This is a genomic window from Ruegeria sp. BI11 (assembly GCF_056538005.1).
On record NZ_JBQFSM010000006.1, the window covers coordinates 158,625 to 185,203 of the forward strand.

28 protein-coding genes are annotated in these 26,579 nt (G+C 57.5%); 17 read left to right on the top strand and 11 right to left on the bottom strand.

Going from position 1 to position 26,579, the window contains the following annotated elements:
- The 7 genes from odhB to mdh form a co-directional block, all read right to left on the bottom strand.
- Window positions 1-1,503, bottom strand: coding sequence for a 2-oxoglutarate dehydrogenase complex dihydrolipoyllysine-residue succinyltransferase (gene odhB / locus ACR0DT_RS14645; RefSeq protein WP_480711458.1), 1,503 nt, complete (start codon window positions 1,501-1,503; stop codon window positions 1-3).
- A gap of 3 nt (window positions 1,504-1,506) precedes the next feature.
- Window positions 1,507-4,464, bottom strand: a complete 2,958-nt coding sequence (locus ACR0DT_RS14650; RefSeq protein ID WP_480711459.1) for a 2-oxoglutarate dehydrogenase E1 component — start codon at window positions 4,462-4,464, stop codon at window positions 1,507-1,509.
- A complete protein-coding gene (locus tag ACR0DT_RS14655) occupies window positions 4,461-5,003 on the bottom strand; it encodes a DUF805 domain-containing protein (protein ID WP_480711460.1) in 543 nt (180 codons plus the stop codon). Before ACR0DT_RS14655 ends, ACR0DT_RS14650 begins: the two co-directional genes overlap by 4 nt.
- A 10-nt stretch (window positions 5,004-5,013) precedes the next feature.
- Window positions 5,014-5,406, bottom strand: coding sequence for a hypothetical protein (locus ACR0DT_RS14660; RefSeq protein ID WP_480711461.1), 393 nt, complete (start codon window positions 5,404-5,406; stop codon window positions 5,014-5,016).
- A gap of 48 nt (window positions 5,407-5,454) precedes the next feature.
- On the bottom strand, window positions 5,455-6,336 hold the full coding sequence (gene sucD / locus ACR0DT_RS14665; RefSeq protein ID WP_480711462.1) for a succinate--CoA ligase subunit alpha: 882 nt from the start codon (window positions 6,334-6,336) through the stop codon (window positions 5,455-5,457).
- A 594-nt stretch (window positions 6,337-6,930) separates the two neighbouring features.
- Window positions 6,931-8,124, bottom strand: coding sequence for an ADP-forming succinate--CoA ligase subunit beta (sucC, locus tag ACR0DT_RS14670; protein WP_480711463.1), 1,194 nt, complete (start codon window positions 8,122-8,124; stop codon window positions 6,931-6,933).
- Between the two features lie 313 nt (window positions 8,125-8,437).
- Window positions 8,438-9,400: a malate dehydrogenase gene (gene mdh / locus ACR0DT_RS14675; RefSeq protein ID WP_480711464.1), complete on the bottom strand. Its 963-nt coding sequence runs from the start codon at window positions 9,398-9,400 to the stop codon at window positions 8,438-8,440.
- Window positions 9,401-9,561: 161 nt separating this feature from the next.
- On the opposite strand from mdh, the gene ACR0DT_RS14680 reads away from it, so the two are divergent.
- A complete protein-coding gene (locus ACR0DT_RS14680; protein WP_480711465.1) occupies window positions 9,562-10,317 on the top strand; it encodes a sulfite exporter TauE/SafE family protein in 756 nt (251 codons plus the stop codon).
- On the opposite strand, the gene ACR0DT_RS14685 is transcribed toward ACR0DT_RS14680, so the two are convergent.
- Window positions 10,314-10,613 (bottom strand): hypothetical protein, encoded by a 300-nt coding sequence (locus tag ACR0DT_RS14685; protein WP_480711466.1) that lies wholly within the window; start codon window positions 10,611-10,613, stop codon window positions 10,314-10,316. The two genes, ACR0DT_RS14680 and ACR0DT_RS14685, sit on opposite strands and share 4 nt — an antisense overlap.
- Window positions 10,614-10,782: 169 nt before the next feature.
- Between ACR0DT_RS14685 and ACR0DT_RS14690 the strand changes: the two genes are divergently transcribed.
- The 11 genes from ACR0DT_RS14690 (at window position 10,783) to ACR0DT_RS14740 (ending at window position 18,398) form a co-directional block, all read left to right on the top strand.
- Window positions 10,783-11,640: an HpcH/HpaI aldolase/citrate lyase family protein gene (locus ACR0DT_RS14690; protein WP_480711467.1), complete on the top strand. Its 858-nt coding sequence runs from the start codon at window positions 10,783-10,785 to the stop codon at window positions 11,638-11,640.
- A 6-nt stretch (window positions 11,641-11,646) separates the two neighbouring features.
- Window positions 11,647-12,201 carry an NnrU family protein gene (locus ACR0DT_RS14695; RefSeq protein WP_480711468.1) on the top strand — a complete coding sequence of 185 codons (555 nt, stop codon included), beginning with the start codon at window positions 11,647-11,649 and terminating at the stop codon, window positions 12,199-12,201.
- A 12-nt stretch (window positions 12,202-12,213) separates the two neighbouring features.
- Window positions 12,214-12,420 carry a DUF1737 domain-containing protein gene (locus ACR0DT_RS14700; protein WP_058281913.1) on the top strand — a complete coding sequence of 69 codons (207 nt, stop codon included), beginning with the start codon at window positions 12,214-12,216 and terminating at the stop codon, window positions 12,418-12,420.
- Window positions 12,420-13,448: a MaoC family dehydratase gene (locus ACR0DT_RS14705; protein WP_480711469.1), complete on the top strand. Its 1,029-nt coding sequence runs from the start codon at window positions 12,420-12,422 to the stop codon at window positions 13,446-13,448. The genes ACR0DT_RS14700 and ACR0DT_RS14705 overlap by 1 nt, the downstream gene beginning before the upstream one ends.
- A gap of 54 nt (window positions 13,449-13,502) precedes the next feature.
- On the top strand, window positions 13,503-14,174 hold the full coding sequence (locus ACR0DT_RS14710; RefSeq protein ID WP_480711470.1) for a DUF1194 domain-containing protein: 672 nt from the start codon (window positions 13,503-13,505) through the stop codon (window positions 14,172-14,174).
- 204 nt (window positions 14,175-14,378) lie between these two features.
- Window positions 14,379-14,762, top strand: a complete 384-nt coding sequence (gene sdhC, locus ACR0DT_RS14715; RefSeq protein WP_480711471.1) for a succinate dehydrogenase, cytochrome b556 subunit — start codon at window positions 14,379-14,381, stop codon at window positions 14,760-14,762.
- Between the two features lie 11 nt (window positions 14,763-14,773).
- Window positions 14,774-15,145 carry a succinate dehydrogenase, hydrophobic membrane anchor protein gene (locus tag ACR0DT_RS14720; RefSeq protein WP_480711472.1) on the top strand — a complete coding sequence of 124 codons (372 nt, stop codon included), beginning with the start codon at window positions 14,774-14,776 and terminating at the stop codon, window positions 15,143-15,145.
- 22 nt (window positions 15,146-15,167) lie between these two features.
- A complete protein-coding gene (gene sdhA / locus ACR0DT_RS14725) occupies window positions 15,168-16,976 on the top strand; it encodes a succinate dehydrogenase flavoprotein subunit (RefSeq protein WP_480711473.1) in 1,809 nt (602 codons plus the stop codon).
- A 12-nt stretch (window positions 16,977-16,988) separates the two neighbouring features.
- A complete protein-coding gene (locus tag ACR0DT_RS14730) occupies window positions 16,989-17,768 on the top strand; it encodes a succinate dehydrogenase iron-sulfur subunit (protein WP_480711474.1) in 780 nt (259 codons plus the stop codon).
- A gap of 88 nt (window positions 17,769-17,856) precedes the next feature.
- Window positions 17,857-18,105, top strand: a complete 249-nt coding sequence (locus ACR0DT_RS14735) for a hypothetical protein (RefSeq protein ID WP_480711475.1) — start codon at window positions 17,857-17,859, stop codon at window positions 18,103-18,105.
- A gap of 152 nt (window positions 18,106-18,257) precedes the next feature.
- Window positions 18,258-18,398 (top strand): hypothetical protein, encoded by a 141-nt coding sequence (locus tag ACR0DT_RS14740; RefSeq protein ID WP_480711476.1) that lies wholly within the window; start codon window positions 18,258-18,260, stop codon window positions 18,396-18,398.
- A 258-nt stretch (window positions 18,399-18,656) separates the two neighbouring features.
- Here ACR0DT_RS14740 and deoD read toward each other — a convergent pair whose 3' ends face one another.
- The 3 genes from deoD to ACR0DT_RS14755 form a co-directional block, all read right to left on the bottom strand.
- Entirely contained in the window at window positions 18,657-19,370 is a 714-nt protein-coding gene (gene deoD / locus ACR0DT_RS14745; protein WP_480711477.1) for a purine-nucleoside phosphorylase, read from the bottom strand.
- Between the two features lie 17 nt (window positions 19,371-19,387).
- Window positions 19,388-19,705, bottom strand: coding sequence for an H-NS histone family protein (locus tag ACR0DT_RS14750; RefSeq protein ID WP_480711478.1), 318 nt, complete (start codon window positions 19,703-19,705; stop codon window positions 19,388-19,390).
- Between the two features lie 123 nt (window positions 19,706-19,828).
- On the bottom strand, window positions 19,829-21,796 hold the full coding sequence (locus ACR0DT_RS14755) for a methylmalonyl-CoA mutase family protein (RefSeq protein ID WP_480711479.1): 1,968 nt from the start codon (window positions 21,794-21,796) through the stop codon (window positions 19,829-19,831).
- 144 nt (window positions 21,797-21,940) lie between these two features.
- Here ACR0DT_RS14755 and ACR0DT_RS14760 point away from each other — a divergent pair, with 144 nt between their 5' ends.
- The 5 genes from ACR0DT_RS14760 to ACR0DT_RS14780 all read left to right on the top strand — a co-directional run bounded on the left by ACR0DT_RS14760 (window position 21,941) and on the right by ACR0DT_RS14780 (window position 26,532).
- On the top strand, window positions 21,941-23,305 hold the full coding sequence (locus ACR0DT_RS14760) for a 1-acyl-sn-glycerol-3-phosphate acyltransferase (RefSeq protein ID WP_480711480.1): 1,365 nt from the start codon (window positions 21,941-21,943) through the stop codon (window positions 23,303-23,305).
- 135 nt (window positions 23,306-23,440) lie between these two features.
- Window positions 23,441-24,727: a crotonyl-CoA carboxylase/reductase gene (gene ccrA / locus ACR0DT_RS14765; protein WP_480711481.1), complete on the top strand. Its 1,287-nt coding sequence runs from the start codon at window positions 23,441-23,443 to the stop codon at window positions 24,725-24,727.
- 205 nt (window positions 24,728-24,932) lie between these two features.
- The gene (locus ACR0DT_RS14770; RefSeq protein ID WP_480711482.1) at window positions 24,933-25,151 is read left to right on the top strand and encodes a hypothetical protein; all 219 of its coding nucleotides are present in this window, start codon (window positions 24,933-24,935) and stop codon (window positions 25,149-25,151) included.
- Window positions 25,090-25,809: a helix-turn-helix transcriptional regulator gene (locus ACR0DT_RS14775; protein ID WP_480711483.1), complete on the top strand. Its 720-nt coding sequence runs from the start codon at window positions 25,090-25,092 to the stop codon at window positions 25,807-25,809. The genes ACR0DT_RS14770 and ACR0DT_RS14775 overlap by 62 nt, the downstream gene beginning before the upstream one ends.
- Before the next feature lie 84 nt (window positions 25,810-25,893).
- Window positions 25,894-26,532, top strand: coding sequence for an acyl-homoserine-lactone synthase (locus tag ACR0DT_RS14780; protein WP_480711484.1), 639 nt, complete (start codon window positions 25,894-25,896; stop codon window positions 26,530-26,532).
- Window positions 26,533-26,579: the final 47 nt, after the last annotated feature.

Genomic DNA, 26,579 nt, shown 5'->3' on the forward strand with positions numbered 1-26,579 from the left:
TTACAGATCCATCAGCAGGCGGCGCGGATCTTCCAGCGCCTCTTTTACACGAACAAGGAAGGTCACGGCGCCTTTGCCGTCAACGATCCGGTGGTCATAGGACAGGGCCAGATACATCATCGGACGGATTACAACCTGACCGTTGATCGCCATCGGGCGGTCCTGAATCTTGTGCATTCCCAGGATACCCGATTGAGGTGGGTTCAGGATTGGCGAGGACATCAGTGAGCCATAGACACCACCGTTCGAGATGGTGAAGGTGCCGCCCTGCATTTCCTCCATCGACAGTTTGCCGTCACGGGCGCGCTTGCCCTTTTCGGCAATGGCTTTTTCGATCTCGGCAAAGGACATCGAATCCGCGTCACGGATGACCGGAACCACAAGGCCGGTCGGCGTTCCGGCGGCAACGCCCATGTGGACAAAGTTCTTGTAGACGATGTCGGTGCCGTCAATTTCCGCATTGACCTCGGGCACTTCTTTCAGCGCGTGGCAGCAGGCCTTGGTGAAGAAGGACATAAAGCCCAGACGCACGCCGTGCTTCTTCTCGAACTGGTCTTTGTACTGGCTGCGCAGAGCCATCACCTCGGTCATGTCCACCTCGTTATAGGTGGTCAGCATGGCAGCGGTGTTTTGGCTGTCTTTCAGACGCTTGGCGATGGTCTGGCGCAGGCGGGTCATCTTGACCCGTTCCTCACGTGCCGCGTCACCAGCAGCGACCGGTGCGCGCGGTGCAGGTGCGGGGGCTGGAGCAGGTGCTGGTGCGGGGGCTGCAGCGGCGCGGGCCACGTCCTCTTTCATGATGCGGCCATCACGACCAGTACCGGTGACCTGATTGGCGGACAGGCCAACCTCGGCCATTGCTTTTTCAGCCGAAGGCGCATTGGCCACGTCTTTACCAGCGGTGGCTGCGGCAGGCGCTGCTGCAGCGGCTGGGGCTGCGGTCGGGGCGGCACCAGCACCCGATCCCGAGATCACGGCCAGTTTGGCCGAGGCATCCACCGTGGTGCCTTCAGGTGCTACGATTTCCGCCAGAACGCCAGCAGCAGGCGCGGGAACCTCGACCGAAACCTTGTCGGTTTCCAGCTCGCACAACATCTCATCCTGCGCCACGGCATCGCCAACCTGTTTGAACCAGGTCGAAACGGTAGCCTCGGTTACGGATTCACCCAGAGTGGGCACCATCACATCGACGCTGCCACCACTAGCGGCCGGAGCGGGCGCAACAGCAGGGGCCGGGGCTGCGGCAGGGGCCGGTGCGGCACCTTCGCCTGCAGTGATGGTGGCCAGCAATGCGTCAACGCCCACGGTTTCACCTTCGGCGGCGACGATTTCGCCCATCACACCGGAGGCGGGGGCCGGAACCTCGACCGTTACTTTATCGGTTTCAAGCTCACAGAGCATCTCATCCACGGCCACAGCGTCACCGGGTTTCTTGAACCAGGTGGCTACCGTAGCTTCTGTGACGGATTCGCCTAGCGTAGGTACACGAACTTCAATGGTCATCGTTTACTTTCCTTCGAGGCTCAGCGCTTCGTTCACAAGCGCCTCTTGTTGAGCTTTGTGTTGGCTGGCCAGACCCGTCGCGGGCGAAGCCGAGGTTGCGCGGCCAACATAGCGCGGCCGTGTGTTTTTGGCGCCGATGCGGGTCAGCACCCATTCGATATTGGGTTCGATAAAGGTCCAGGCGCCCTGGTTCTTGGGTTCTTCCTGACACCAGACCATCTCGGCCCCTTTGAAACGCTCAAGCTCGTTGATCAGCGAGTGGGCGGGGAAGGGGTAGAACTGCTCGATCCGCATCAGGTAGACATCGTCGATCCCGCGGGCGTCGCGTTCTTCCAGCAGATCATAATAGACCTTGCCGGAACACATCACGACCCGCTTGATCTTGTCATCCTTGACCAGTTTGGTGTCCGAATTGCCGTGTTGCGCGTCATCCCACAGCACCCGGTGGAAGCTGGATCCGGTGGTGAATTCGTCGGCAGTGCTGACCGCCAGCTTGTGCCGCAGCAGCGATTTCGGCGTCACCAGAATCAGCGGTTTGCGGAACGTCCGGTGCAGCTGACGGCGCAGGATGTGGAAATAGTTCGCGGGCGTCGTACAGTTCGCCACGATCCAGTTGTCCTGACCGCACATCTGCAGGAACCGCTCAAGCCGCGCGGACGAGTGTTCGGGGCCTTGCCCTTCGAACCCGTGCGGCAGCAGACAGACCAGACCGGACATGCGCAGCCATTTGCTTTCGCCCGAGCTGATGAACTGATCGAACATGATCTGCGCGCCGTTGGCAAAGTCACCGAACTGCGCCTCCCACAGGGTCAGAGCGTTAGGTTCAGCCAGCGAATAGCCGTATTCGAAACCCAGCACCGCATATTCGGACAGCATCGAGTCGATCACTTCGTAATGCGACTGGCCCGCGCGGATGTTGTTCAGCGGGTAATACCGCTCTTCGCTTTCCTGGTGCACAAAGCCCGAGTGGCGCTGGCTGAAGGTGCCGCGTGTCGCGTCCTGTCCGGACAGGCGCACCGGGAACCCTTCGGTCAGCAGCGAGCCAAAGGCCAGTGCTTCGCCCGTGGCCCAGTCGAAGCCCTTGCCGCTGTCGAACATCTTCTTTTTGTGATCGAGCAATCGGCCCACGGTCTTGTGCAGGGCGACGTCGGCAGGTGCGTGCGTCAGGGCCTTGCCGATCTCGGTCAGAGTGTCCGGAGTAATGGCAGTTTCGCCACGGACATATTCTTCTTTGTTTTTGTCCAGATGCGACCAGCGCCCGTCCAGCCAATCGGCCTTGTTGGGTTTATAGTCTTTGCCCGCGTCGAACTCATCATTCAGATGGGCCTGGAAGGCGGCTTTCATGTCCTCGATCTCACCCTCGGGGATCAGGCCGTCTTTGACCAGACGCTCGGTGTACAACGACAGCGTGGTCTTATGGGTTTTGATCTTCTTGTACATGATCGGGTTGGTGAACATGGGCTCGTCGCCCTCGTTGTGACCAAACCGGCGATAGCAGAAGATGTCGATGACCACGTCTTTGTGGAACTTCTGGCGGAACTCGGTCGCGACCTTGGCGGCGTGTACAACCGCTTCGGGGTCGTCGCCGTTAACGTGAAAGATTGGTGCCTCAACCATCAGCGCGATATCCGTGGGATAGGGGCTGGAGCGAGAGAAGTGCGGCGCGGTGGTGAAACCGATCTGGTTGTTGACCACGATATGCATAGTGCCGCCGGTTTTGTGCCCACGCAGACCCGACAGGCCAAAGCCTTCGGCCACCACACCCTGACCGGCAAATGCCGCATCGCCGTGCAGCAGGATGCCCATCACCGTGGTGCGGTCGTCATCTTTCAACTGGTCCTGTTTGGCGCGGACCTTGCCCAGCACCACCGGGTTCACCGCCTCAAGGTGCGAGGGGTTCGCGGTCAGCGATAGGTGAACAGAGTTGCCATCAAACTCACGGTCGCTGGACGCGCCGAGGTGATACTTCACATCTCCCGAACCATCCACATCCTCGGGCTTGAAGCTGCCGCCCTGGAATTCGTTGAAAATCGCGCGATAAGGCTTGCGCATCACGTTGGCCAGAATGTTCAGACGGCCCCGGTGCGGCATGCCGATGACGATGTCCCGGACGCCCAGGGCGCCACCGCGCTTGATGATCTGCTCCATCGCCGGGATCAGCGCCTCGCCGCCGTCAAGACCAAAGCGTTTGGTGCCCATATATTTGACGTGCAGGAATTTCTCGAAACCCTCGGCCTCGACCATCTTGTTCAGGATCGCCTTGCGGCCTTCCTTGGTGAAGGCGATTTCCTTTCCATAGCCTTCGATCCGTTCCTTCAGCCACGCGGCCTGTTCGGGGTCAGAGATATGCATGTATTGCAGCGCGAATGTGCCACAATAGGTGCGCTTCACGATCTCGACGATCTGGCGCATGCTGGCCATCTGCAGGCCCAGCACGTTGTCGATAAAGATCGGCCGATCCATGTCGGATTCGGTAAAGCCATAGGTCTTGGGGTCCAGCTCGGGATGCGTGCTGGCGGTGCGCATGCCCAGGGGGTCCAGATTGGCGGCCAGGTGACCTCGAATCCGGTACGCCCGGATCAGCATCAACGCCCGCAAACTGTCTAGCACCGCGCGCTTGATCTGATCGTCGCTGACCTTGACGCCCTTGTCCGCGGCTTTGTCCTTGATCTTTTGGCCCGCAGCCTTGGCGTCGATCTCGGCCCATTCGCCGGTCAGCGCGCTGGTCAGGTCATCGGCCGGCATTGGCGGCCAGTCGGTGCGCGCCCAGGACGGCCCCTCAGCCTCGCGCTGAACGTCCGGCGTGGCGTCACCCATAGCCTTGAAGAACTCGGCCCAGGCGGCGTCTACCGCACCGGGGTTCTTGGTGTACTGGGCATAGAGCTGCTCCAGATATTCGGCATTGTGCCCCTGCATAAAGCTTGAGGCGTGAAACGCGGAATTGGGCGTATGTTCGGTCATTGGGCTACCTCATATGGGTTGGGACCGTATTGGTTGGTGCCTGGTTGAGACGGGCGGGTCAGCCACCACAGAACCAGGAGGGGCGACACAAACAGGATCAGCAGTGTCGGAAGGACGATCAGCAAAGTGGCGTGGGTGAACAGTATGTCCAGGCTGCCGCCGTGCTGGAAATGCGAGGCGAGGCCGATGCCAAAGATCAGAACCGCAAAGGCCCCGAGGATCAGCAGGATCGGCAGTAGAGCGTAAAGTCCACTGCGCCCGGTGTCATGCATCCGCCGCCACGCGACGGCCAGATGCGGGATAAACACAATCAGGCTGACGATGCTTTGCACCGGTGCCGAGGACGTGGCAGTGACGGATTTGGACGTTTCGGTTTCACTTACCGCAACCTGCGTGAAGAACTGTGCGTCGATGATCCCGGCGATAAAGCTCCAGATCACGATGAACAGGAAAAAGAACCAGTATTCGGGCCGCGAAGCACGACCCGAGAAGGTGAAGAACTTGGAGAAACAGGTGCGGACGGCGTCAGAGAAGGTCATATCTGGTCACTCACCCAACTATTCCACCACAGGAAAAAGATACGACAAGAGAGTTCCGTTTACCTCGGTTGGCAGTAAAAACAGCGCTGTCGCTGCCGACCAATCCGCAAACATAACCCACGTGGTTTACGATCACATCTTTGGTGGAGTTTTTACTTGCTCGAAAGCGAAACTGGTACTTCTGGCTTCTGGACAATTTTAGCTCGGAAAACCCTCTTTCTTTGGCGATGTAGTGAGTTTCGCAAGTCTTGTCCCGGATGAATTGTCCCTCGCTTGTCCAGCCGGTAAGAACGCTACAATCTTTTGCTTCGGCTTGCCCTGATGCAGAGAATTCAAGAGTTGCCGCCAAAAGCAGGGACCAAAGATTCGTCAAAGGCGAGAAGGGCGGGCGTTTTTCGCCCACCCTCTTTCCGGGCGCAGCCCTCAGAGCGTATGCCCGGCAAGCGATCACTTACCCAATCGCTTCCAGAACAGCCTCACCCAGCTGCGCCGGGCTTTCGGCCACGACGATACCGGCCGAGCGCATCGCTTCGATCTTGTCCTCGGCTCCGCCTTTACCGCCGGCGACAATCGCGCCTGCGTGGCCCATGCGGCGGCCCGGAGGGGCTGTGCGGCCTGCGATGAAACCCGCCGTCGGCTTCTTGCGGCCCTTCTTGGCTTCATCCGCCAGGAACTGCGCGGCTTCTTCCTCGGCCGAGCCACCGATCTCACCGATCATGATGATCGACTCGGTTTCATCATCGGCCAGGAACCATTCCAGCACGTCGATATGCTCGGTGCCTTTGATCGGGTCACCTCCGATGCCGACGCAGGTGGACTGGCCCAGACCCACATCGGTGGTCTGCTTGACGGCCTCATAAGTCAGGGTGCCCGAACGCGACACAACGCCGACCGAGCCGCGCTTGTGGATGTGGCCGGGCATGATGCCGATCTTGCAGGCGTCGGGCGTGATGACACCGGGGCAGTTCGGGCCGATCAGGCGCGAGCTTGAACCTTCCAGCGCGCGCTTCACCTTCATCATGTCCAGAACCGGGATGCCTTCGGTGATACAGACGATCACTTCCATCTCGGCATCAATCGCTTCAAGGATCGAGTCCGCTGCAAAGGGCGGCGGCACGTAGATCACCGAGGCATTGGCTTCGGTCACATGTTTGGCTTCGTGGACCGAGTTGAACACCGGCAGGTCAAGATGCTCCATCCCGCCTTTGCCGGGGGTCACGCCGCCGACCATCTTGGTGCCATAGGCGATGGCTTGTTCAGAGTGGAATGTGCCCTGCGAGCCGGTAAAGCCCTGACAGATCACTTTGGTATTTTCGTCGATGAGGACTGCCATTTGGCGTTCTCCTTTGTGATTTTGGTCGGAGAAGGAGCTATTCGTCACTTAGTAGAGACGGCACTCTTTCTCTGGGAACGGGGTGGGTGATTAGAAACACATTGCTGTATGTGTTTCCGAATTCCTTTACATCGTGTGTTAGCAGGCTGCCGTTTGAGAGTTGAATGGCATACTCGAACCTCTCGGACGCGAATTGTTTTTCTGATCCTGAACCTGTCACCGAGCGGGCTGCATCAAGAATTTCCGTCCCAAAGGAGGACGGCATCTCTGAACTTTTTACACGCAAACCGCATACTTCGACGTCAGAAGCGCCCGGCAAATCCATCAAGCCCACGAAGACTGGGCTGTTTGGAACCAGATACACTGATCGAATATTGCCACTGTCGCCAGACGACCGAAGCGAAGCTTTGCGGGCATTCGACCGATAGCTCTCGAAGTCTGGCAAGCTAGCCAGACACGTGTTCGAGAAGGCAAATGTCGCCTGCTGGGCAATACTTGCTTCGGTAGACTGTTCCACAGAGCTTTCACTGCAAGCTGATAATAGAAAACCTGCGAGCAACGACCCAGACAGCAGAGTTATGCGGCTCGGGGCCTTCAACCCTTAACCGCCTTCACGATCTTCTCGGCACCGTCTTTCAGGTTGTCCGCCGCGATCACGTCCAGGCCAGAGGTGTTGATGATCTCTTTGCCTTTCTCGACATTCGTGCCTTCCAGACGCACGACCAGCGGAACCTGCAGGCCGACCTCTTTCACCGCGGCGACAACGCCCTCGGCAATCACATCACAGCGCATGATGCCGCCGAAGATGTTAACCAGAATGCCTTTGACCTGCGGGTCGCTGGTGATGATCTTGAACGCCTCGGTCACTTTCTCTTTGGTGGCGCCGCCACCCACGTCGAGGAAGTTTGCAGGCTCGGCCCCATACAGCTTGATGATGTCCATGGTGGCCATCGCCAGACCGGCACCGTTGACCATGCAGCCGATCTCACCATCCAGCGCGATGTAGTTCAGGTCGTACTTGGAGGCTTCCAGTTCCTTGGGGTCTTCCTCGGTCGTGTCGCGCAGTTCGGCAATATCCGGGTGGCGGTAGACCGCGTTGCCGTCAAAGCCGACCTTGGCGTCCAGCACCTTGAGATCGCCGCTGTCGGATACGATCAGCGGGTTGATCTCCAGCATCTCCATGTCCTTCTCGACGAAGGCGTTATAGAGCTGGTTCATCAGCTTGACGCATTGCTTGACTTGCGCGCCCTGCAGACCCAGCGAAAACGCGATGCGGCGGCCATGATAGGGCTGATAGCCGGTCGCGGGGTCAACCGAGAAGGAGAGGATTTTCTCGGGCGTGGCCGCAGCTACTTCTTCGATGTCCATGCCGCCTTCGGTCGAGCACACGAACGAGATGCGGCTGGTCTGGCGATCCACCAAAAGGGCCAGGTACAGTTCACGCTCGATTCCAGAACCGGCCTCGATATAAATGCGGTTGACCTGTTTGCCTGCAGGACCGGTTTGATGTGTGACCAGGGTGCGGCCCAGCATCTTCTTGGCTTCTTCTGCGGCTTCTTCGACCGACTTGGTCAGACGCACGCCGCCTTTTTCACCAGCGTCGGCTTCTTTGAAGGACCCCTTGCCGCGGCCACCTGCGTGGATCTGCGCTTTGACGACCCAAAGCGGGCCGTCCAGTTCACCAGCTGCGGTTTTGGCTTCCTCAGCGCGCAAAACCGCGCGACCTTCGGAGACCGGTGCGCCATAGCTGCGAAGAAGAGCTTTGGCCTGATATTCGTGAATGTTCATCGGAACTGTCCCGTCTGACTGCGATTTAATCGTTATAGGGGTTTGTAGCTGGCAAGTTTAAAGGGTTTTTTGACCGAAACGATGTTTTTCACGAAGATTTTTACTATTTGTGATCACAGTATTTTTCGGTGTGATCACAAATCTTTGCTGGGCGGTTGCTTGATTCGTTTCAAGAAGCAAATTTGCGAAAAACACATTCAAAAACAAAATTAAAAACGTTTGCGCCAACATTTCGAGTGCGACCAGAGTAAGCGGGCAAACAAAAAAAGCCGGCCCTCAAATGGACCGGCTTTCGGAAATCTTACAGTCAGGATTAGGTCAGCGAGCTGTCGATGCCTTTGCACGCTTCGATCAGGCCTTTCACCGCGTTGACCGAATTGTCGAAACCGGCTTGCTCTTCTTCGTTGAGCTTGATGTCGACCACTCGTTCGATACCACCCGCGCCGATTACGGTGGGCACGCCGACGTACAGACCGTCAACACCCAGTTCGCCGGTACAATAGGCGGCGCAGGGCAGGACGCGCTTTTGGTCTTTCAGATAGGCTTCGGCCATCTCGATTGCCGACGTCGCCGGGGCATAGAATGCCGAACCGGTTTTCAGCAGGCCAACGATCTCGGCACCGCCGTCACGGGTGCGCTGCACGATTGCGTCCAGCTTGTCTTGCGTGGTCCAGCCCATTTCAACCAGATCGGGCAGCGGGATACCTGCAACGGTCGAGTAACGGACCGACGGCACCATGGTGTCGCCATGGCCGCCCAGAACGAACGCGGTGACGTCTTTCATCGAGACGTTGAACTCTTCGGCTAGGAAATGGGCAAAGCGGCCCGAATCCAGAACACCCGCCATACCGCAGACTTTGTTGTGCGGCAGGCCCGAGAATTCGCGCAGCGCCCAGACCATCGCGTCCAGCGGGTTGGTGATGCAGATTACGAACGCGTCGGGGGCGTTGGCGGCGATGCCTTCACCGACCGATTTCATGACCTTGAGGTTGATGCCCAGCAGGTCGTCGCGGCTCATGCCCGGTTTGCGAGGCACACCGGCGGTCACGATGCAGACATCTGCGCCAGCGATATCTTCGTAGGACTGGGTGCCTTTCAGCTTGGCGTCAAAGCCTTCGGACGGGCCGGATTCTGCGATGTCCAGCGCCTTGCCTTCGGGGGTGCCTTCGGCGATGTCGAACAGGACGACGTCACCCAATTCTTTCATTGCTGCGAGGTGGGCGAGCGTGCCGCCGATCTGACCTGCGCCGATCAGCGCGATCTTGGGTCTGGCCATTTGGATTATCTCCGGTCGGTTTTGAAATCGCGGTTTTGCTAGTCCTTAAATGGGTTTCGCGCAAGTGCCCTTGGGCGCGGCATGCAACCGCATACCATTTGCGCAGTGGCGGGTGATTGCGCTAAACGGCCTTTTAGACAGGCCTATTTGCAGGATGCCGCATGTTCGAGCTGAACCTGATGTTTTTTGCCGTGGCGATCCCCGCGGTGGTCTTTGCCGGTATCTCGAAGGGCGGGTTCGGGTCGGGCGTCGCCTTTGCATCCTCGTCGATTCTGGCCTTGATACTCGAGCCCGGGCAGGCGCTTGCGCTGATGTTGCCGATCCTGATGGTGATCGATGTGGCCACCCTTGGACCCTACTGGAAACGCTGGAGTTGGCCGGATTCGCGCTTGTTGATGTTGGGGGCTGTGCCAGGCGTGGCGCTGGGGGCGTGGTTGTACCGAGCCACGAATGACGACCTGCTGCGGTTACTGATTGGCGGGATTTCAGTTGGATTTGTGGTCTGGCATATTTCCCAGACCAAGGGCTGGGTGCGCGGCTTTGCCAATCGCCTGCCGCCACCTGCAGGGCTGTTAGCAGGTCTGATCGCCGGGTTCACAAGTTTCGTCAGCCATGCCGGAGGTCCGCCAGCTGCGGTTTACCTGCTATCGCAGCGTCTGACAAAAACTCAGTTTCAGGCCTCAACCGTACTGGTCTTTTGGGTCATCAATATCGCGAAATTTGTGCCCTATGCCTATCTGGGTCTGTTCACCTGGCACACCGCCTGGGCAGATCTTCTGCTAACGCCCTTTGCAATCCTGGGTGCTTGGCTGGGCGTTCGGGCGCATTTCATGTTGTCCGAGCGCCTGTTCTTTGGCATCGCCTATGTGCTGCTGACCTTGACGGGCAGCAAGCTGATTTGGGATGCGCTGACCTAGACGTTGGGCGGCAGTGCCACGGCCATATCTTCGTAAGCCTGACCCGAAGCGACAAGACACGTTATCCCGTCCGGCAATGTCACCGTGATCGTCCAACTGCCGCTTTGGTCCGAAGCAAAGACCTCCATCACCGCCCCTTGCCGCGTGATGCCGATACCACGGCGCGTTTCGCCGTAGGTCTCGGTTAAGCGCTTCACCATATCCTCACGCGGGGCACAGGTGCGGGCCTGCACCTGTTGCGCGGCCAGAACCATGATCCCAAGGCCCATCGTCATCTTGAAAAACGTCGATTTCATCAGTCACCCCTTTCGATTCTATCTACGATCAGGGTGCGTTCCGTGGACAGAAATCCGGTTAAGGCTCCGCACGTTGCGTCGCAAATGCTGCAGCGCGGCGATTTTGCCCTTGAACTTTCCGACAAAAAATGCCCCATTCCGCGCAACATTCTTTCAAAGGGAGAGGCCAATGGACCCCCGTCAGCGCCCCTATCGTTCCGTTCTCTATATCCCCGGCTCGCGTGATCGGGCGCTGGATAAGGCCCGCACCCTGCCGGTGGACGCGATCATCTTTGACCTAGAGGACGCTGTTGCCGCCGACGAAAAGGCCAATGCGCGTGAAACGCTAAATGCGGCGCTGGCTGCAGGCGGATATGGCGAGCGGGTCAAGATCGTGCGCATCAACGGTTTGGGCACCGAATGGGGGCGCGCTGATGCCGAGGCCGTGAATGAGATGGACGCGGATGTCGTGCTATTGCCCAAGGTGAATTCAGCCGCGGACGTGGACGCGCTGGCCGAGATCACAGGCGACATGCCGATTTGGGCGATGATGGAAACGCCGCTAGGAATGCTGAATGCTGCCGGGATTGCGGCACATCCGTTGATGACCGGTTTTGTCATGGGCACCAACGATCTGGCCAAAGACCTGCAGACCCGATTCCGTCCAGATCGCCTACCGTTGATGACCTCGCTAGGTCTGTGTCTGCTGGCCGCCAAGGCCGAGGGGCTGATCATCGTGGATGGCGTCTATAATGCGTTCAAGGATGAGGACGGTCTGGCGGCAGAATGCGAACAGGGCCGCGACATGGGCTTTGACGGCAAGACGTTGATCCACCCGGCGCAAGTCAACATAACCAATGCAGCCTTCGCTCCTTCGGATGCCGAGATCGATCTGGCCCGCCGCCAGATCGCAGCGTTTGAAGAGACCGAGGCGCAGGGGCAGGGTGTTGCTGTCGTGGATGGGAAGATTGTCGAAAATCTGCATGTTGTAACGGCCCGCGAAATTCTGGCAAAAGCCGAGGCGATTTCAGCTTTGCAAGCGGGGTAAGCCAGCATGGGCTTTGTTCTTTTGATTCTTGGTGTGGCACTGTGGTGGGCCGCTCATCTGTTCAAACGTGTTATGCCAGAACAGCGTGCCGCGATGGGCAACGCCGGCAAGGGCGCGGTCGCGTTGGCGTTGGTGGCGGCAATCCTGCTGATGATCTTCGGCTATCGCATGACCGATTTCATCTATGTCTGGGCCCCGCCCAGTTTCATGATCCACATCAACAACCTGCTGGTGTTGATCGCGATTTATATGATGAGCCCTGCGGGCAAGAAGGGGCGGCTGCTGAACAAACTCCGTCACCCAATGCTGGGCGGGTTCAAGCTCTGGGCCTTTGCGCATCTGCTTGTGAATGGCGATCTGGCTTCGATCATCTTGTTTGGCGGGCTGCTGGCCTGGGCCGTTGTCGAGGTTATCGTGATCAACAAGTCCGAACCCAACTGGACGCCCGGCGAACCCGGCACCTATGGCAAGGACGCGATGTTCTTTGTGGCCTCGATCGTGTTGCTGGGCGTGATCGGCTATATCCACGGGCTGGTTGGCCCGTCTCCGTTCCCCTCATAAGGAAGTGACATCATGGCAAAACTCTATCGCCTGCTAACCGAGGAAGACACCGCCGCCTTCTGCCACAAAGTGTCAGACGCGTTGGCAAAAGGGTGGGAGCTGTATGGCGACCCGTCTTACGCCTATGACGAAAACAGCCGCATGATGCGCTGTGCGCAAGCCGTGACCAAAGAAGTCGAGGCCGACTATTCCCCTGACATGAAATTGGGACAGCAATAATGGCAAAGACAAATCCGGGCCGTTTTTTCGAGGACTATTCTGTCGGGCAGGTGCTGCATCACGCGGTGCCGCGCACCGTAACTGATGGCGAACGGGCGCTGTATCACGCGCTCTACCCGGCGCGGCATGCGCTGTATTCGTCGGATGAGTTTGCCCGAAATTGCGGTCTGCGGCAAAGCCCAATTGACGATCTGGCAGCCTTCCATGTGGTGTTTGGCAAGACCGTGCCGGATATCTCGCTGAACGCAGTGGCCAATCTGGGTTATGCCGAAGGCCGCTGGCTGTTACCGGTTTACCCCGGCGATACGCTGCGTTCGGAATCCGAGGTTATTGGGATCAAGCAGAACTCGAACGGCAAAACCGGCGTTGTCTGGGTGCGCACGCGGGGTCTGAACCAGCGTGATGACGTTGTTATCGAATATGTGCGCTGGGTGATGGTGCGCAAATCGAACATCGACGCTCCTGCACCCGAGGCGGTTGTGCCGGACCTGAAAAAGGTGCTGGAACCGAAAGATCTGGTGGTGCCCGCGGGGCTTGATTTTTCAAACTACGATTTTGTCCAAGCGGGTGAGGCGCATCGCTGGGGCGATTACGAGATCGGCGAAACCATTGACCATGTCGACGGTGTGACGGTGGAAGAGGCCGAACATATGCTGGCCACCCGGCTGTGGCAGAACACCGCCAAGGTGCATTTCGACCTTACTGTTCGTCCCGATGGTCGTTTGATCTATGGCGGCCACGTGATCTCGATGGCGCGGACATTGTCGTTCAACGGTCTGGCCAATGCGCAGATGATCGTGGGCCTGAACGGTGGCACCCATGCCAACCCCTGTTTCGCCGGTGACACGATCAAGGCCTGGTCCGAGGTTCTGGACAAGGCTGAAACCGCTGTGTCCGGCGTGGGTGCCATCCGCTTGCGGCTGGTTGCAACCAAGGGCGGAGATGCGTTTGATTTGAAAAACGAAGATGGTCGGTACCAGTCGAAGGTCTTGCTGGACCTTGATTATTGGGCGTTGATGCCAATCTGACCACCCCCACATTCATTTGATCGCAGCCTGCGTTTATCATGCTAGGCTGCGGTCATGGTTCTGCTTCGCTCACTCGCCACCTGCCTGGTTCTGACGCCGCCCGCGTTCGCGTGCGATCTGGCGTTGGCGTTAGCCGTGGACGTGTCCGGGTCGGTCGATACGACCGAATACAGAATTCAGATGGATGGACTGGCCGCCGGATTGCGCGACCCTTTGGTGTCCGAGGCGCTGGTGCGGGGGCAGGCGCAATTGATGCTGGTGCAGTGGACCGGGTCTTCTCGTCAAAAGGTGACGATCCCCTGGACCCGGATCGACAGCTTTGACACGCTTGAACGGTTTGCCGATCAGGTTGCCGACGATCCCAGGGTCTGGCGTAACTTTTCGACCGCGATCGGCGAGGCGCTTGAGATGACCATGGCCAGTTTCGATGCGGTGGCGGATTGTAAACGGCACTTGATTGACATCTCGGGCGATGGGGTTTCGAACGAAGGGGTCGAACCGTCCGAGACTCACAGGGCGTTACGTACGCGCGGTGTGACGGTGAACGCCATCGCCATCGAAGAAAGCGAACCCGATCTGACGGCCTATTTCTTTGAAAATGTCATCGTCGGAGAGGGGGCCTTTGTGGTGTCCGCTGCGGGGTTTTCCGATTACCCTGAACGGATCCGAAAGAAGCTATTGCGCGAGGTTACCCAACAATCTGCGGCTTTGGACTCCCCGAACTAGATTCGTGATCACAATGCTTTTCCCCTGAAAACGCTAACATTCAAGGGAGTGAAGGGTTTTCGTGATCACAGTATTATTTTGCGTGATCACAAAATGCCGAAATCTGCATTTTTGAACTCTTTTTACCCATTTTTGCGCTTGCAGCACGTGACAGAAGGGCAAAATCCGGTAAAACGACCGGTAGCCAACGAAAGAGGAGCCGACATGGCCGATGTCAATCGGGGCAACCGCCCGCTCTCGCCACACATTATGATCTATCGTCCTCAGATGACGTCCATATCATCAATCATGGTTCGTATCTCGGGATTGGGCGCATTTGCCGTTGCCATCCTAGTCGTCTGGTGGCTGCTGGCCGCAGCGACGTCGGAAAGCGCGTTCCTCGCCATCGATGGATTTCTGCGCAGCTGGTTCGGGGATATCCTCCTGACCCTCGCAACCTGGGCGCTTTGGTATCACACGCTGGGCCGTCTGCGTCACGTCTTTTGGGATTTCGGCTACTGCCTTGACGTCGAGGTCGCCGAGAAACTGGGACTGGGTATGTTCGTCGGTGCGACCATCCTGACCATTATCACCGTAATTGTGGTCTAAGGAGACGGCACATGCGATATCTGACTGACCGTAAACGCGCGCAGGGTCTGGGCGCAGGGAAATCCGGCACACAAACACATTGGCGCACAATGGTTCGGGCGATGATTCTGACCGTGCTGGTCCCGCTTTTCATCATCATTTTTGGCGGTGGTATCGGCGGAAGCTATGAAGAAGTTATGGCTTACTTCAGCCGCCCCTTCCCAGCGATTGTGACTGCCCTGACTTTGGTCGTGGGCATGCAACAGCTGATGTATGAGGCGCAGGAAACCATCGAAGACTATGTGCATGGCGTGCTCGAGAAAGTCTCGCTCGTTGCGATGTGGGCTCTGGGCTACACGTTGATTGCGGCCGGGCTGTTTGCCTTGGTGAAGCTGGCCCTGTGATGCGCGGTAAGGAACAAGAACAATGACAGCAGCATATGAATATGAAACCCACGAATACGACGTCGTTGTCGTAGGCGCAGGTGGTGCGGGTCTGCGGGCGACGCTGGGCATGGCCGAACAGGGCCTGCGCACAGCATGCGTCACCAAAGTGTTCCCGACACGCTCGCACACGGTTGCGGCGCAAGGCGGTATCGCAGCATCTTTGTCGAACATGGGGCCAGACCACTGGCAGTGGCACATGTACGACACCGTCAAGGGCTCGGACTGGCTGGGCGACACCGACGCGATGGAATATCTGGCCCGGGAGGCTCCCAAAGCAGTGTACGAGCTGGAGCACTACGGTGTGCCCTTCAGCCGGACTGAGGAAGGCAAGATCTATCAGCGACCGTTCGGTGGCCACACCACCGAATTTGGCGAAGGCCCCGCAGTGCAGCGGACCTGTGCCGCTGCCGACCGGACCGGCCACGCGATCCTGCACACGCTGTACGGTCAGTCGCTGAAGAATAACGCCGAGTTCTACATCGAATACTTCGCCATCGATCTGATCATGTCCGATGACGGACAGTGTCAGGGTGTCGTCTGCTGGAAGCTTGACGATGGCACCATGCACGTCTTTAACGCCAAAATGGTGGTGCTGGCGACCGGCGGTTATGGTCGCGCCTATTTCAGCGCAACCTCGGCCCATACCTGCACCGGCGATGGTGGCGGAATGGTAGCCCGCGCTGGGCTGGCCCTGCAGGATATGGAGTTCGTGCAATTCCACCCGACCGGCATCTACGGCTCGGGCTGCCTGATTACCGAAGGTGCGCGTGGTGAGGGCGGATACCTGACCAACTCGGAAGGTGAACGGTTCATGGAGCGTTACGCGCCCCAGTACAAGGACCTAGCGCCGCGTGATTACGTATCGCGCTCGATGACCATGGAAATCCGCGAAGGGCGTGGCCATGGTGATAATGGCGACCACATTCACCTGAACCTCAGCCACCTGCCTTCCGAGGCACTGGCGGAACGCCTGCCGGGCATCTCAGAATCGGCACGCGTGTTCGCTGGTGTGGACGTGACCAAGGAACCGATCCCGGTTCTGCCGACCGTGCATTATAACATGGGCGGTATCCCGACCAACTATTGGGGTGAGGTTCTGAACCCGACCGCCGACAACCCGACCGCTGTTGTTCCGGGCCTGATGGCCGTGGGTGAGGCGGGATGTGCCTCGGTCCACGGCGCGAACCGTCTGGGCTCTAACTCGCTGATTGACCTTGTGGTGTTTGGCCGCGCGGCTGCGATCCGGGCCGGTGAGGTTGTTGATGCCAAAGCGTCGAACCCGGTTCTGAACCAGGCTTCGGTCGACAAGGCGTTTGACCGGTTCGATGCCGTGCGCAATGCCAGCGGCGCGATCCCCACAGCCGATCTGCGGCTTGAGATGCAGCGGACCATGCAGGAAGACGCAGCCGTGTTCCGGACCGCCAAGACCATGGCCGAAGGCGTCGAGAAGATGACGGTGATCGCGGCCAAGATGGACGACCTGAAAGTCACTGACCGCTCGCTGGTGTGGAACAGTGACCTGATGGAAACGCTGGAACTGACCAACCTTATGCCAAGTGCGCTGGCCACTATCGTCGGTGCCGAGGCGCGTAAGGAATCCCGCGGTGCCCACGCGCATGAGGACTTTACCGAGCGTGACGACGAAAACTGGCGCGTTCACACTGTGTCGCGGGTCGAGGGCAACAAGGTTGAACTCAGCTATCGCCCGGTCATCGCCGATCCGCTGACCACCGAAGACGAAGGCGGTATTAGCCTCAAGAAAATCGCGCCCAAGGCGCGGACGTTCTAAGGAGAGGAACTTATGGTACAACTAACCCTCCCCAAGAATTCGCGCATCACGACGGGCAAAACCTGGCCCAAGCCGGAAGGCGCAACCAATGTGCGCAAGTTCCAGATCTATCGCTGGAACCCGGAAGACGGCAAAAACCCTCATCTCGACACCTATTTCGTGGATATGGACAGCTGCGGCCCGATGGTTCTGGACGCGTTGATCAAGATCAAGAACGAGATTGACCCGACGTTGACCTTCCGCCGGTCGTGCCGCGAAGGGATCTGTGGCTCCTGCGCGATGAATATCGACGGGATCAACACGCTGGCCTGTATCTATGGCATGGATGAGATCAAGGGCGACGTGAAGATCTATCCGCTGCCGCATATGCCGGTTGTCAAGGACCTGATTCCTGACCTGACGCATTTCTATGCTCAGCACGCATCCATCATGCCGTGGCTGGAAACCAAGACCAACCGCCCCGCGAAAGAGTGGAAGCAGTCGATCGAAGACCGCAAGAAGCTGGATGGTCTGTATGAATGCGTGATGTGCGCCAGCTGCTCAACCTCGTGCCCGAGTTACTGGTGGAACGGCGACCGCTATCTTGGACCCGCTGCGCTGCTGCATGCCTATCGCTGGATCATCGACAGCCGCGATGAGGCTACAGGTGAGCGTTTGGACGAGCTGGAAGATCCCTTCAAGCTGTATCGTTGCCACACCATCATGAACTGTGCCAAGACCTGCCCGAAGGGTCTGAACCCGGCCAAGGCGATTGCCGAGATCAAGAAAATGATGGTCGATCGCTCCGTTTAATGACACCCATAAAAAAAGACAAAACCCGGGATGGAAACACCCCGGGTTTTTTCGTGTTATGCGAGCATTGAAATATCGGAGTACATCAATGACCCAAACACTACTAAAAGCCCTGTCTATTTCTGCGATCACTGTTCTTTCGGCGTGTGGCGGATCAGGTGGCGATCGGGCGGCGCTTGCTTTTAAGCAGGTAGATTGCGCAAAACAGGCGGAAATTGGGGAGCCATTTACCACTCAATACACCCTTCAGGATGGTAAACAGACCGAGGTATTCGTTCCCGGTAACGGTGTCAGTGAAGAACAAGCCGCTAAGGCGAATGCTTGTATGACCGCGTAGCAGGCCAAAAATTAAGGCTGGCAGATGAAAATGCCAGCCTTTTATGCGCTACTAGCATATCAAGATTGCAAAAAGATGTGATGAGCAAAGCCGTTTGACAGCTTAATCCTTGAGCTGGGGAGGAGTGAACGACCTTATACAGGATCACTCGGATGAGCACGCAAAACACAAAAACAAACGCCGCTGAGGCTCTGGAACTGCTGGAACAAGCCTGGGCCTATTACACCCCGGAACCTGTGCCGGTGAGTGAAGAGCGAGAGCCTGAGCTATTCGAATACGCAAACGCTGCCTGACGCTTGAAATTATCCATGGATTGGGCAATGCATAGATATGCCCATTCTGTTGTTAGTGCTGGCGGCCGGAGTGTTCGCCTATTTTATATGGCGGTCACGGACGTCTTCTTTGACGCGCGACTGCCGATGGCGACAGCACCGCAAGGAAGGTGTCTGGATTTGTGCTTATTGTGGGGCACAGCAAGAGGGCGAGGAAACGCCGACCAGTTGCCTGAAAGGAAAATAAAAGAGCAGGGCGAACTTGCGCCCTGTCTGTGATTAAGCAGCGTCAGGAAATGCCGCTTGCAATGCGATTTCAACCATGTCGCCAAAACTGCTTTCACGTTCGGACGACGGCAAGGCCTCACCCGTCAGTAGGTGATCGGACACGGTCAGAACGGCGAGTGCGCGGCAGTTGTGACGAGCAGCCAGGATGTATAGCTCGGCGGCCTCCATTTCGACCCCCAGAATGCCGTGACGCACCATCTGTTCGTTCAGATCGGGGCGCTCGTCATAGAACACGTCCGAGGAATAAATCCCGCCGATATGGGTGGGTGTCCCCTTCGCAGCAGCAGCCTGTGCTGCGGCCTGAAGCAAGCTCCAATCGGCGCAAGGGGCAAAGTTTAGTTCTTTCAGAATACCGCGCGATGGCGTGCTAAGCGTGGTCGACGTCATCGCCAGAATCACGTCACGGATGCCGACGCTGTCCTGCATTCCGCCGCACGATCCGATGCGGATTAGGGTTTTAGCACCAAAATCGCGGATCAGTTCATTGGCGTAGATCGACAGAGACGGCATGCCCATGCCGCTGCCCTGAATCGTAACCGGGTTTCCCTTCCAGGTTCCGGTGAAACCCAACATGCCCCGAACGTTATTGACAAGCCGGGCATCCTGCAAAAAGGTTTCGGCTGCCCATTTCGCCCGATACGGATCACCCGGCATTAAAACGGTTTCAGCAATTTCACCTTTTTCCGCGCCAATATGAATTGTCATTTTTCACTAAATTCCTATCAGATTTCCAAATCCGAAATATCAGCGCCGGCTTTCATAGCATCATGAACCCATTGCGGCTTGCGGCCTCGGCCCGACCAGGTTTGCTCGGGGTTGGATGGATTTTTGTACTTTGCGTTGGCTTTCGGGCTTTTGGGCTGTTTTGCACTGGTGCCTGAAAGGTCCGATAGAGAAAACCCAAACTCCGCGGCAGCTTTTTCTGCGGCTTTCAATGCCTCTTTGCGATCACGCTTTTCTGCATTTTTAAGCGCGACTTCCACCTGGTCACGCAATTCCAGCAATTCTTTCCGTGACATTTTATCTAGGCTGATCGCCATCTATTTTCTCCATTCCTAAAAACGTCACAAGTGGACGCAATGGCCCACCGTAATTCCAATTTCGCTAATTTTCTATCCCTTCCTGAAAAGCAATAGAAATGGAGATTGTCAGAAAAGGCGGAATTACTCCGCCGCGATGTTTTGCGGATCGACCAGTGTTACGATATCGCCCATGATCACGTTCAACTCAAAATTCTTGGGCGTATAGATTTTGGCAACGCCCATTGCTTTGAGTTTCGCGGCATCGTCATCAGGAATGATCCCTCCGACTACAACGGGGACATCGTCCAACCCGGCCTCATGCAGGCGGGTCATAACATCCTGCACCAATGGGATGTGGCTGCCCGACAGGATCGACAGACCGATCACATGGGCCTTGTCTTCAAGCGCTGCGGTGACGATTTCCTCGGGAGTCAGGCGAATGCCTTCATAGCTGATGTCGATGCCGCAATCGCGGGCGCGGAAGGCGATTTGCTCGGCACCGTTTGAGTGGCCGTCCAGTCCCGGTTTGCCCACCAGGAATTTCAGGCGGCGGCCCAGCTTGTCACTGACCGCGTCAACAGCGGCGCGCAGATCCTCCAGCCCTTCGGTCTTGTTCGACACCGAGCCCGATACGCCGGTCGGGCCGCGATAGGTGCCGTAGACCTTGCGCATTTCCTCGGCCCATTCACCGGTGGTGACGCCAGCCTTGGCAGCTGCGATTGACGGTTCCATGACATTGGTCCCGGATTGCGCGGCCGCACGCAGTGCAGCTAGGGCTGCCGTTACGGCTGCGTCATCGCGATCTGCGCGCCATTCATTCAGGCGGTCGATCTGCTCCTGCTCAACAGCCGGGTCGACAACCATGATGCCGCCATCTTCGGTCTCCAACGGCGAGGGTTCACCCTGAGTCCACTTGTTCACCCCGACCACAACGGTTTCATTCCGTTCAATCCGATTCAGGCGTTCGGCATTGGAGTCAACCAGACGGGATTTCATGTATTCGATCGACGCTACCGCGCCGCCCATCGCCTCGAGATTGTCCAACTCGGCCCGTGCGCCTGCTTTCAGTTCTTCAACTTTGGCGTCCACGGCGGGGTTGCCGTCAAACAGATCGCCATATTCCAGCAGGTCGGTTTCGTAGGCCAGAATTTGCTGCATCCGCATCGACCATTGCTGATCCCACGGGCGCGGCAAGCCCAATGCCTCGTTCCACGCAGGCAGCTGCACAGCACGAGCACGCGCCTTTTTCGACAAGGTCACGGCCAGCATCTCGATCAGGATGCGGTAAACATTGTTTTCGGGCTGCTGCTCGGTCAGGCCCAGCGAGTTCACCTGAACGCCATAGCGGAACCGGCGGAATTTCGGGTTCTCGACACCATAGCGCTGTTGAAGAATCTCATCCCAAAGATCGACAAAGGCGCGCATTTTGCACATCTCGGTGACAAAGCGGATGCCCGCGTTCACAAAGAACGAAATGCGTCCACAAAGCGCCGGGAAATCCTCGGCCGGGACGCGGGGGCGCAGCTCATCCAGTACGGCGATGGCAGTGGCCAGCGCATAGGCGAGTTCTTGTTCCGGCGTCGCGCCGGCCTCTTGCAGGTGATAGGAACACACGTTCATCGGGTTCCATTTGGGCACGTTGGTATAGCAATATTCGGCCACGTCCGCGATCATCTTCAGCGACGGTTTCGGCGGGCAGACATATGTACCACGGCTCAGATATTCCTTGATCAGATCGTTCTGAACCGTGCCCTGCAGCTTTGAGACATCCGCACCCTGTTCCTCGGCCACAGCGATATAAAGCGCCAGCAACCAAGGCGCCGTCGCGTTAATTGTCATCGAGGTGTTCATCTGTTCCAGTGGAATCTGGTCGAACAAAACCCGCATGTCGCCCAGATGGCTGATTGGCACGCCAACCTTGCCCACCTCGCCGCGTGCCAGCGTGTGGTCGCTGTCATATCCGGTCTGCGTTGGCAGATCGAAGGCCACCGACAGTCCCGTCTGACCCTTGGCCAGGTTGCCACGATACAGCGCATTCGAAGCCTTGGCGGTGGAATGACCGGCATAGGTTCGGATGAGCCAGGGGCGATCTTTCTGCGTCTGCGTCATATCGGGGCCTCGTGTATCGTGTGGGTAAGAAAATTACGCTTGAAGCTTCTTAAGCGCAATTTTCGGGACATGTCAATTCGCTGCGTTGCGGCATGTCGAGTTCTTCAGATTGTAGGCGGCCCGGATTGGTGGCAGGGTGCGCGCATGACTCAGACCGTGGAACTTCCGCTTTGGCTGTTTTTGCTGATCCTGGTTTTTGCCGCGGTCACTCTTGCCTCGCATTTTCTGTTTCCTTCGGTGCGTTGGTTTTTTCGCCGTCGACTGGAGCGGGCGGTCAAGCGTCTGAACAAACGCCTGCAACGGCCGATCCAGCCGTTCAAGCTGGCGCATCGGCACGACATGATCCAACGCCTGATCTACGACCCTCAGGTGGGGCAGGCGGTTCAGAACTTTGCACGGGAGGAACGTGTCCCTGAGGCTGTGGCCTTTGAAACCGCCCGCCGGTACGCACGCGAGATCGTCCCATCCTTTTCGGCTGTGGCCTATTTTAGCGTCGCCATCCGCCTGACCCGCATGCTGAGCAATGCATTTTACAACGTTCGCCTAAGCTATGTGGACGAAGACGCACTGCGTAATATTGACCCCGAGGCCACGGTTGTTTTCGTCATGAACCACCGCAGCAACATGGATTATGTGTTGGTGACTTATCTGGCAGCGCAGCAATCGGCGCTGTCCTATGCTGTGGGCGAATGGGCACGTGTCTGGCCGCTCAGCCGTTTGATCCGCGCAATGGGGGCTTACTTTATTCGCCGCAAATCAGGCAGTGAACTGTATCGGCAGGTGCTGGCCTGTTACGTGCGCCACGCGACCGAGGCGGGCGTGACGCAGGCCATGTTCCCTGAGGGCGGTCTAAGTCTGACTGGAGCGCTGGGGCGACCTAAGCTGGGTTTGCTCAAATACATCATCGACGCCACCAGCCCCGAGGGGCGGGACGTTGTGTTCGTGCCAGTCGCCCTGAATTACGACCGGGTGCTTGAGGATACGATCCTCACTAAGGCGGCGCTGGGCAACGAACGCCGGTTTCGTGCCAGAATCGGGGTGATCGCCTGGTGGATTCTCAAACAGATAGGGCGCCGGCTGGTTGGTCGCTATCAGCGTTTCGGTATAGCCTCAGTGCGGTATGGAGAGCCTGTATCGCTTCGGGCCTTCCGTGCAGACCACGAAGCCAACCTGATGACCGATCTGGCGCGCGATCTAATGGCGGGCATCGGGAAAGCGATTCCATTGGTGCCTGGACCTGCCGCGTGCTGGTTGATACGCGAAAAGGGGGAAATCCCCGAGGATGATGCGGTGGCTCTGATTAATCAGTTGCTGCGAGGTAACGGAAATCCCACACCTTTAGAACGCAGTGCAATCGAGGCTGCCATCCAGCAATTGGTGGATCGTCGTATTCTTAAACGCGAGGGCGGAAAAATATCGTCGTCTGGTCAAAGGGTTGATCTTCTCGATTACTATGCGGCCTCTGCTCCACTGAATGCGGAACAGGCTCTCGCTGCGCCTGCAAAATAAATTTCTGCAACTGCTGGGTCATAAAATTACAAAATGAAGTCAAAATGGGTTGCAATATTGCTCGATGGTAAATACTCATCGGGTAAAGCCGCCGATTCTGCATCGCGGCGAGGATTCTGAATAAAGGAGGCCAACATGGCTCTGGACACCGATAGCGGCATCGCGTCGTACGAGGCACCGGAAAAAGACCTCTATGAGATGGGTGAAATCCCTCCGATGGGGTATGTCCCGAAACAAATGTATGCATGGGCGATCCGCAAGGAACGCCATGGCGAGCCGGACACGGCAATGCAGCTGGAAGTGGTCGATGTCCCCAAGCTGGACAGCCACGAAGTGCTGGTTCTGGTGATGGCTGCGGGCGTCAACTACAACGGCGTCTGGGCGTCGCTGGGCAAACCGATCAGCCCGTTTGACGGTCATGGTCAGCCCTTCCACATCGCCGGCTCTGATGCATCGGGTATCGTTTGGGCCGTGGGTGACAAGGTCAAGCGTTGGAAAGTGGGCGACGAGGTCGTGATCCACTGCAACCAGGATGACGGCGACGACGAACATTGTAATGGCGGCGATCCGATGTTTTCGACCAGCCAACGGATCTGGGGCTATGAAACGCCGGACGGGTCGTTCGCACAGTTCACCAATGTTCAGGCACAGCAGCTGATGCCACGCCCCAAGCACCTGACCTGGGAAGAAAGCGCATGTTACACGCTGACGTTGGCGACTGCATATCGCATGCTGTTCGGTCACGAGCCGCATGATCTGAAGCCGGGCCAGAACGTCCTGGTCTGGGGCGCGTCAGGTGGTTTGGGGTCCTATGCGATCCAGCTGATCAACACCGCAGGTGCGAACGCGATCGGTGTGATCTCGGACGAAAGCAAGCGCGACTTTGTGATGGGTCTGGGTGCCAAGGGCGTTCTGAACCGCAAGGATTTCAACTGCTGGGGTCAATTGCCTACCGTGAACACTCCGGAATATGCCGAGTGGTTCAAAGAGGCGCGCAAGTTCGGCAAAGCCATCTGGGACATCACCGGCAAAGGCAACAATGTCGACATGGTGTTCGAACATCCGGGCGAAAGCACCTTCCCGGTTTCGACCTTTGTCGTGAAAAAAGGCGGTATGGTTGTAATCTGTGCCGGGACCACCGGCTACAACCTGACCTTCGACGTGCGCTATATGTGGATGCACCAGAAGCGTCTGCAGGGTTCGCACTTTGCGCATCTGAAGCAAGCAGCCGCTGCGAACCAGCTGATGGTCGAGCGCCGCCTGGATCCATGCATGTCCGAGGTGTTCTCGTGGAATGAACTGCCCGACGCACATATGAAAATGATGCGGAACGAGCATAAGCCGGGGAATATGTCGGTTCTGGTTCAGGCGCCGCAGACCGGAATGCGTACGCTGGAAGAGGTTTTGGACGCCCGCGGTTGAGCTGCACTTAAATTGAGAACTGATGCCCGCGAATCGTTTTAACGGTTCGCGGGCGTTGATTTTTTAGAAAAACACTATTTTTATTAATGGGTTAAATAAAATAACATCACTGTTTTTGGGGAGTAGAAAGCAGTGAATAGGCAAAAAAATATTGCACATGTTATGGTTGTGTTAACACTTCGTTAACCCTTTCGGAGAGACCCTGATGGCGCAGAATGAGTGGATACTGGACGTGTTGTCGGACCTCAACGCTTTCGCCGTTGAGAATGGCTTGATCGCGCTGGCCGAACAGCTGGACGACACCAAGCTGATCGCCGCAGCCGAGATCGCGTCCGTGAAGGCTGAGGTACGGACGCCCGCGAATGGGAAAAATACTCGATACGAGCCAGGTCCTGGAGGACTTGGAAAGCACCAGCACGCTTGATGAATTAAGCAATGTCGCGATCCGATTGCGCGACAGGCTGAAAGTCGAACACCTTATATACCATTGGGTCGATGGAGCCGGGGATCAATACGGCTATACGACCTATCCCGATGCTTGGGCCGAACGGTATCTGGAAAAGAACTATCACCGCATAGATCCGGTCATTCTTGGGTGTTTTCAGCGCTTTCATCCGGTTGACTGGAAATCGCTGGATTGGTCCAGCAAAGCTGCCAAGGCATTCTTGCAGGATGCGCAGAGCCACGGCGTCGGCAATCAGGGCTATTCAATCCCGATCCGGGGGCCGAACGGACAATTTGCTTTGTTCACGGTCAACCACACCTGTGACGACGAAACGTGGCAGCGATTCATCGAAAAATATGGTCGCGAGATGATCTTGATCGCGCATTATTTCAACCGCAAAGCGTTAGAGTTCGAAAGTGACCGGCAACCCGACTCTGCCCGCGGGCTGTCACCACGCGAGGTCGATGCAATGACCTTGCTGGCGCTGGGTTACAGCCGGGCGCAGGTGGCCCATTCGCTGTCTATTTCCGAGCATACGTTGCGGGTCTACATCGAAGGCGCCCGCGCCAAGCTTGGGGCGCAGAATACAACCCACGCCATCGCCACGGCGCTCAGCCGGGGATTAATAGTGGTTTAAGAGGCGCGCGCTCTCAGAACGGGAAATTAACCATGACTTTGTACCCCCTTCGTTCCTGCACAGGACGACAAGGGGAAAACAGTCATGTTGCGCTATTTGTATGCCGATGAGCTGCACAAGTTTCCGGAATTGGCCGAAGGAATGTTCCGGGATCGCGCAGATCAGTTCAAAACCCGGTTGGGTTGGGACGTGCACGTCAACGAAAGAGGAGAAGAGCGGGATCAGTATGACGACCTAAATCCGCTCTATGTCATTTGGGAAGAAGAAGATGGCAGTCATGGCGGCTCGATGCGTGTGCTGCCTACCACCGGCCCGGTCATGGTGAACGAGGTGTTCGGGCATCTGAACGGTGGCCAGCCGGTCTGCAGCCCGTTGATTTGGGAGGTTACCCGGTTCTGCCTGTCGCGTACGGCAAGCCCGCACACGGCAGGTGCCATCATGCTGAGCGGCGGTGAGATGATGGAAGGGTTCGGCCTGACCCATATCGCCGGGGTCTTCGATGCGCGCATGATTCGGATCTACCGCTTGATCGGATCGTCCCCGGTAGTACTGGGGACCGAAGGGAAGGGGCGCGATCAGATTTCGGTCGGGCTATGGCCCTACTCGGCCGATGATTGCAACCGAGTGGCCGAACGCGCGGGCATCCCGCGAGAGCTGTCGCACCTGTGGTTCAAGACTGCCTTTGGCATCGGGCGGCAGCACCGATTTTCGCTGTCGGCCTGATCGGGCGAAAACCCCAATCCCTCTCTGGTGATAGCTGGCGCGGCCCT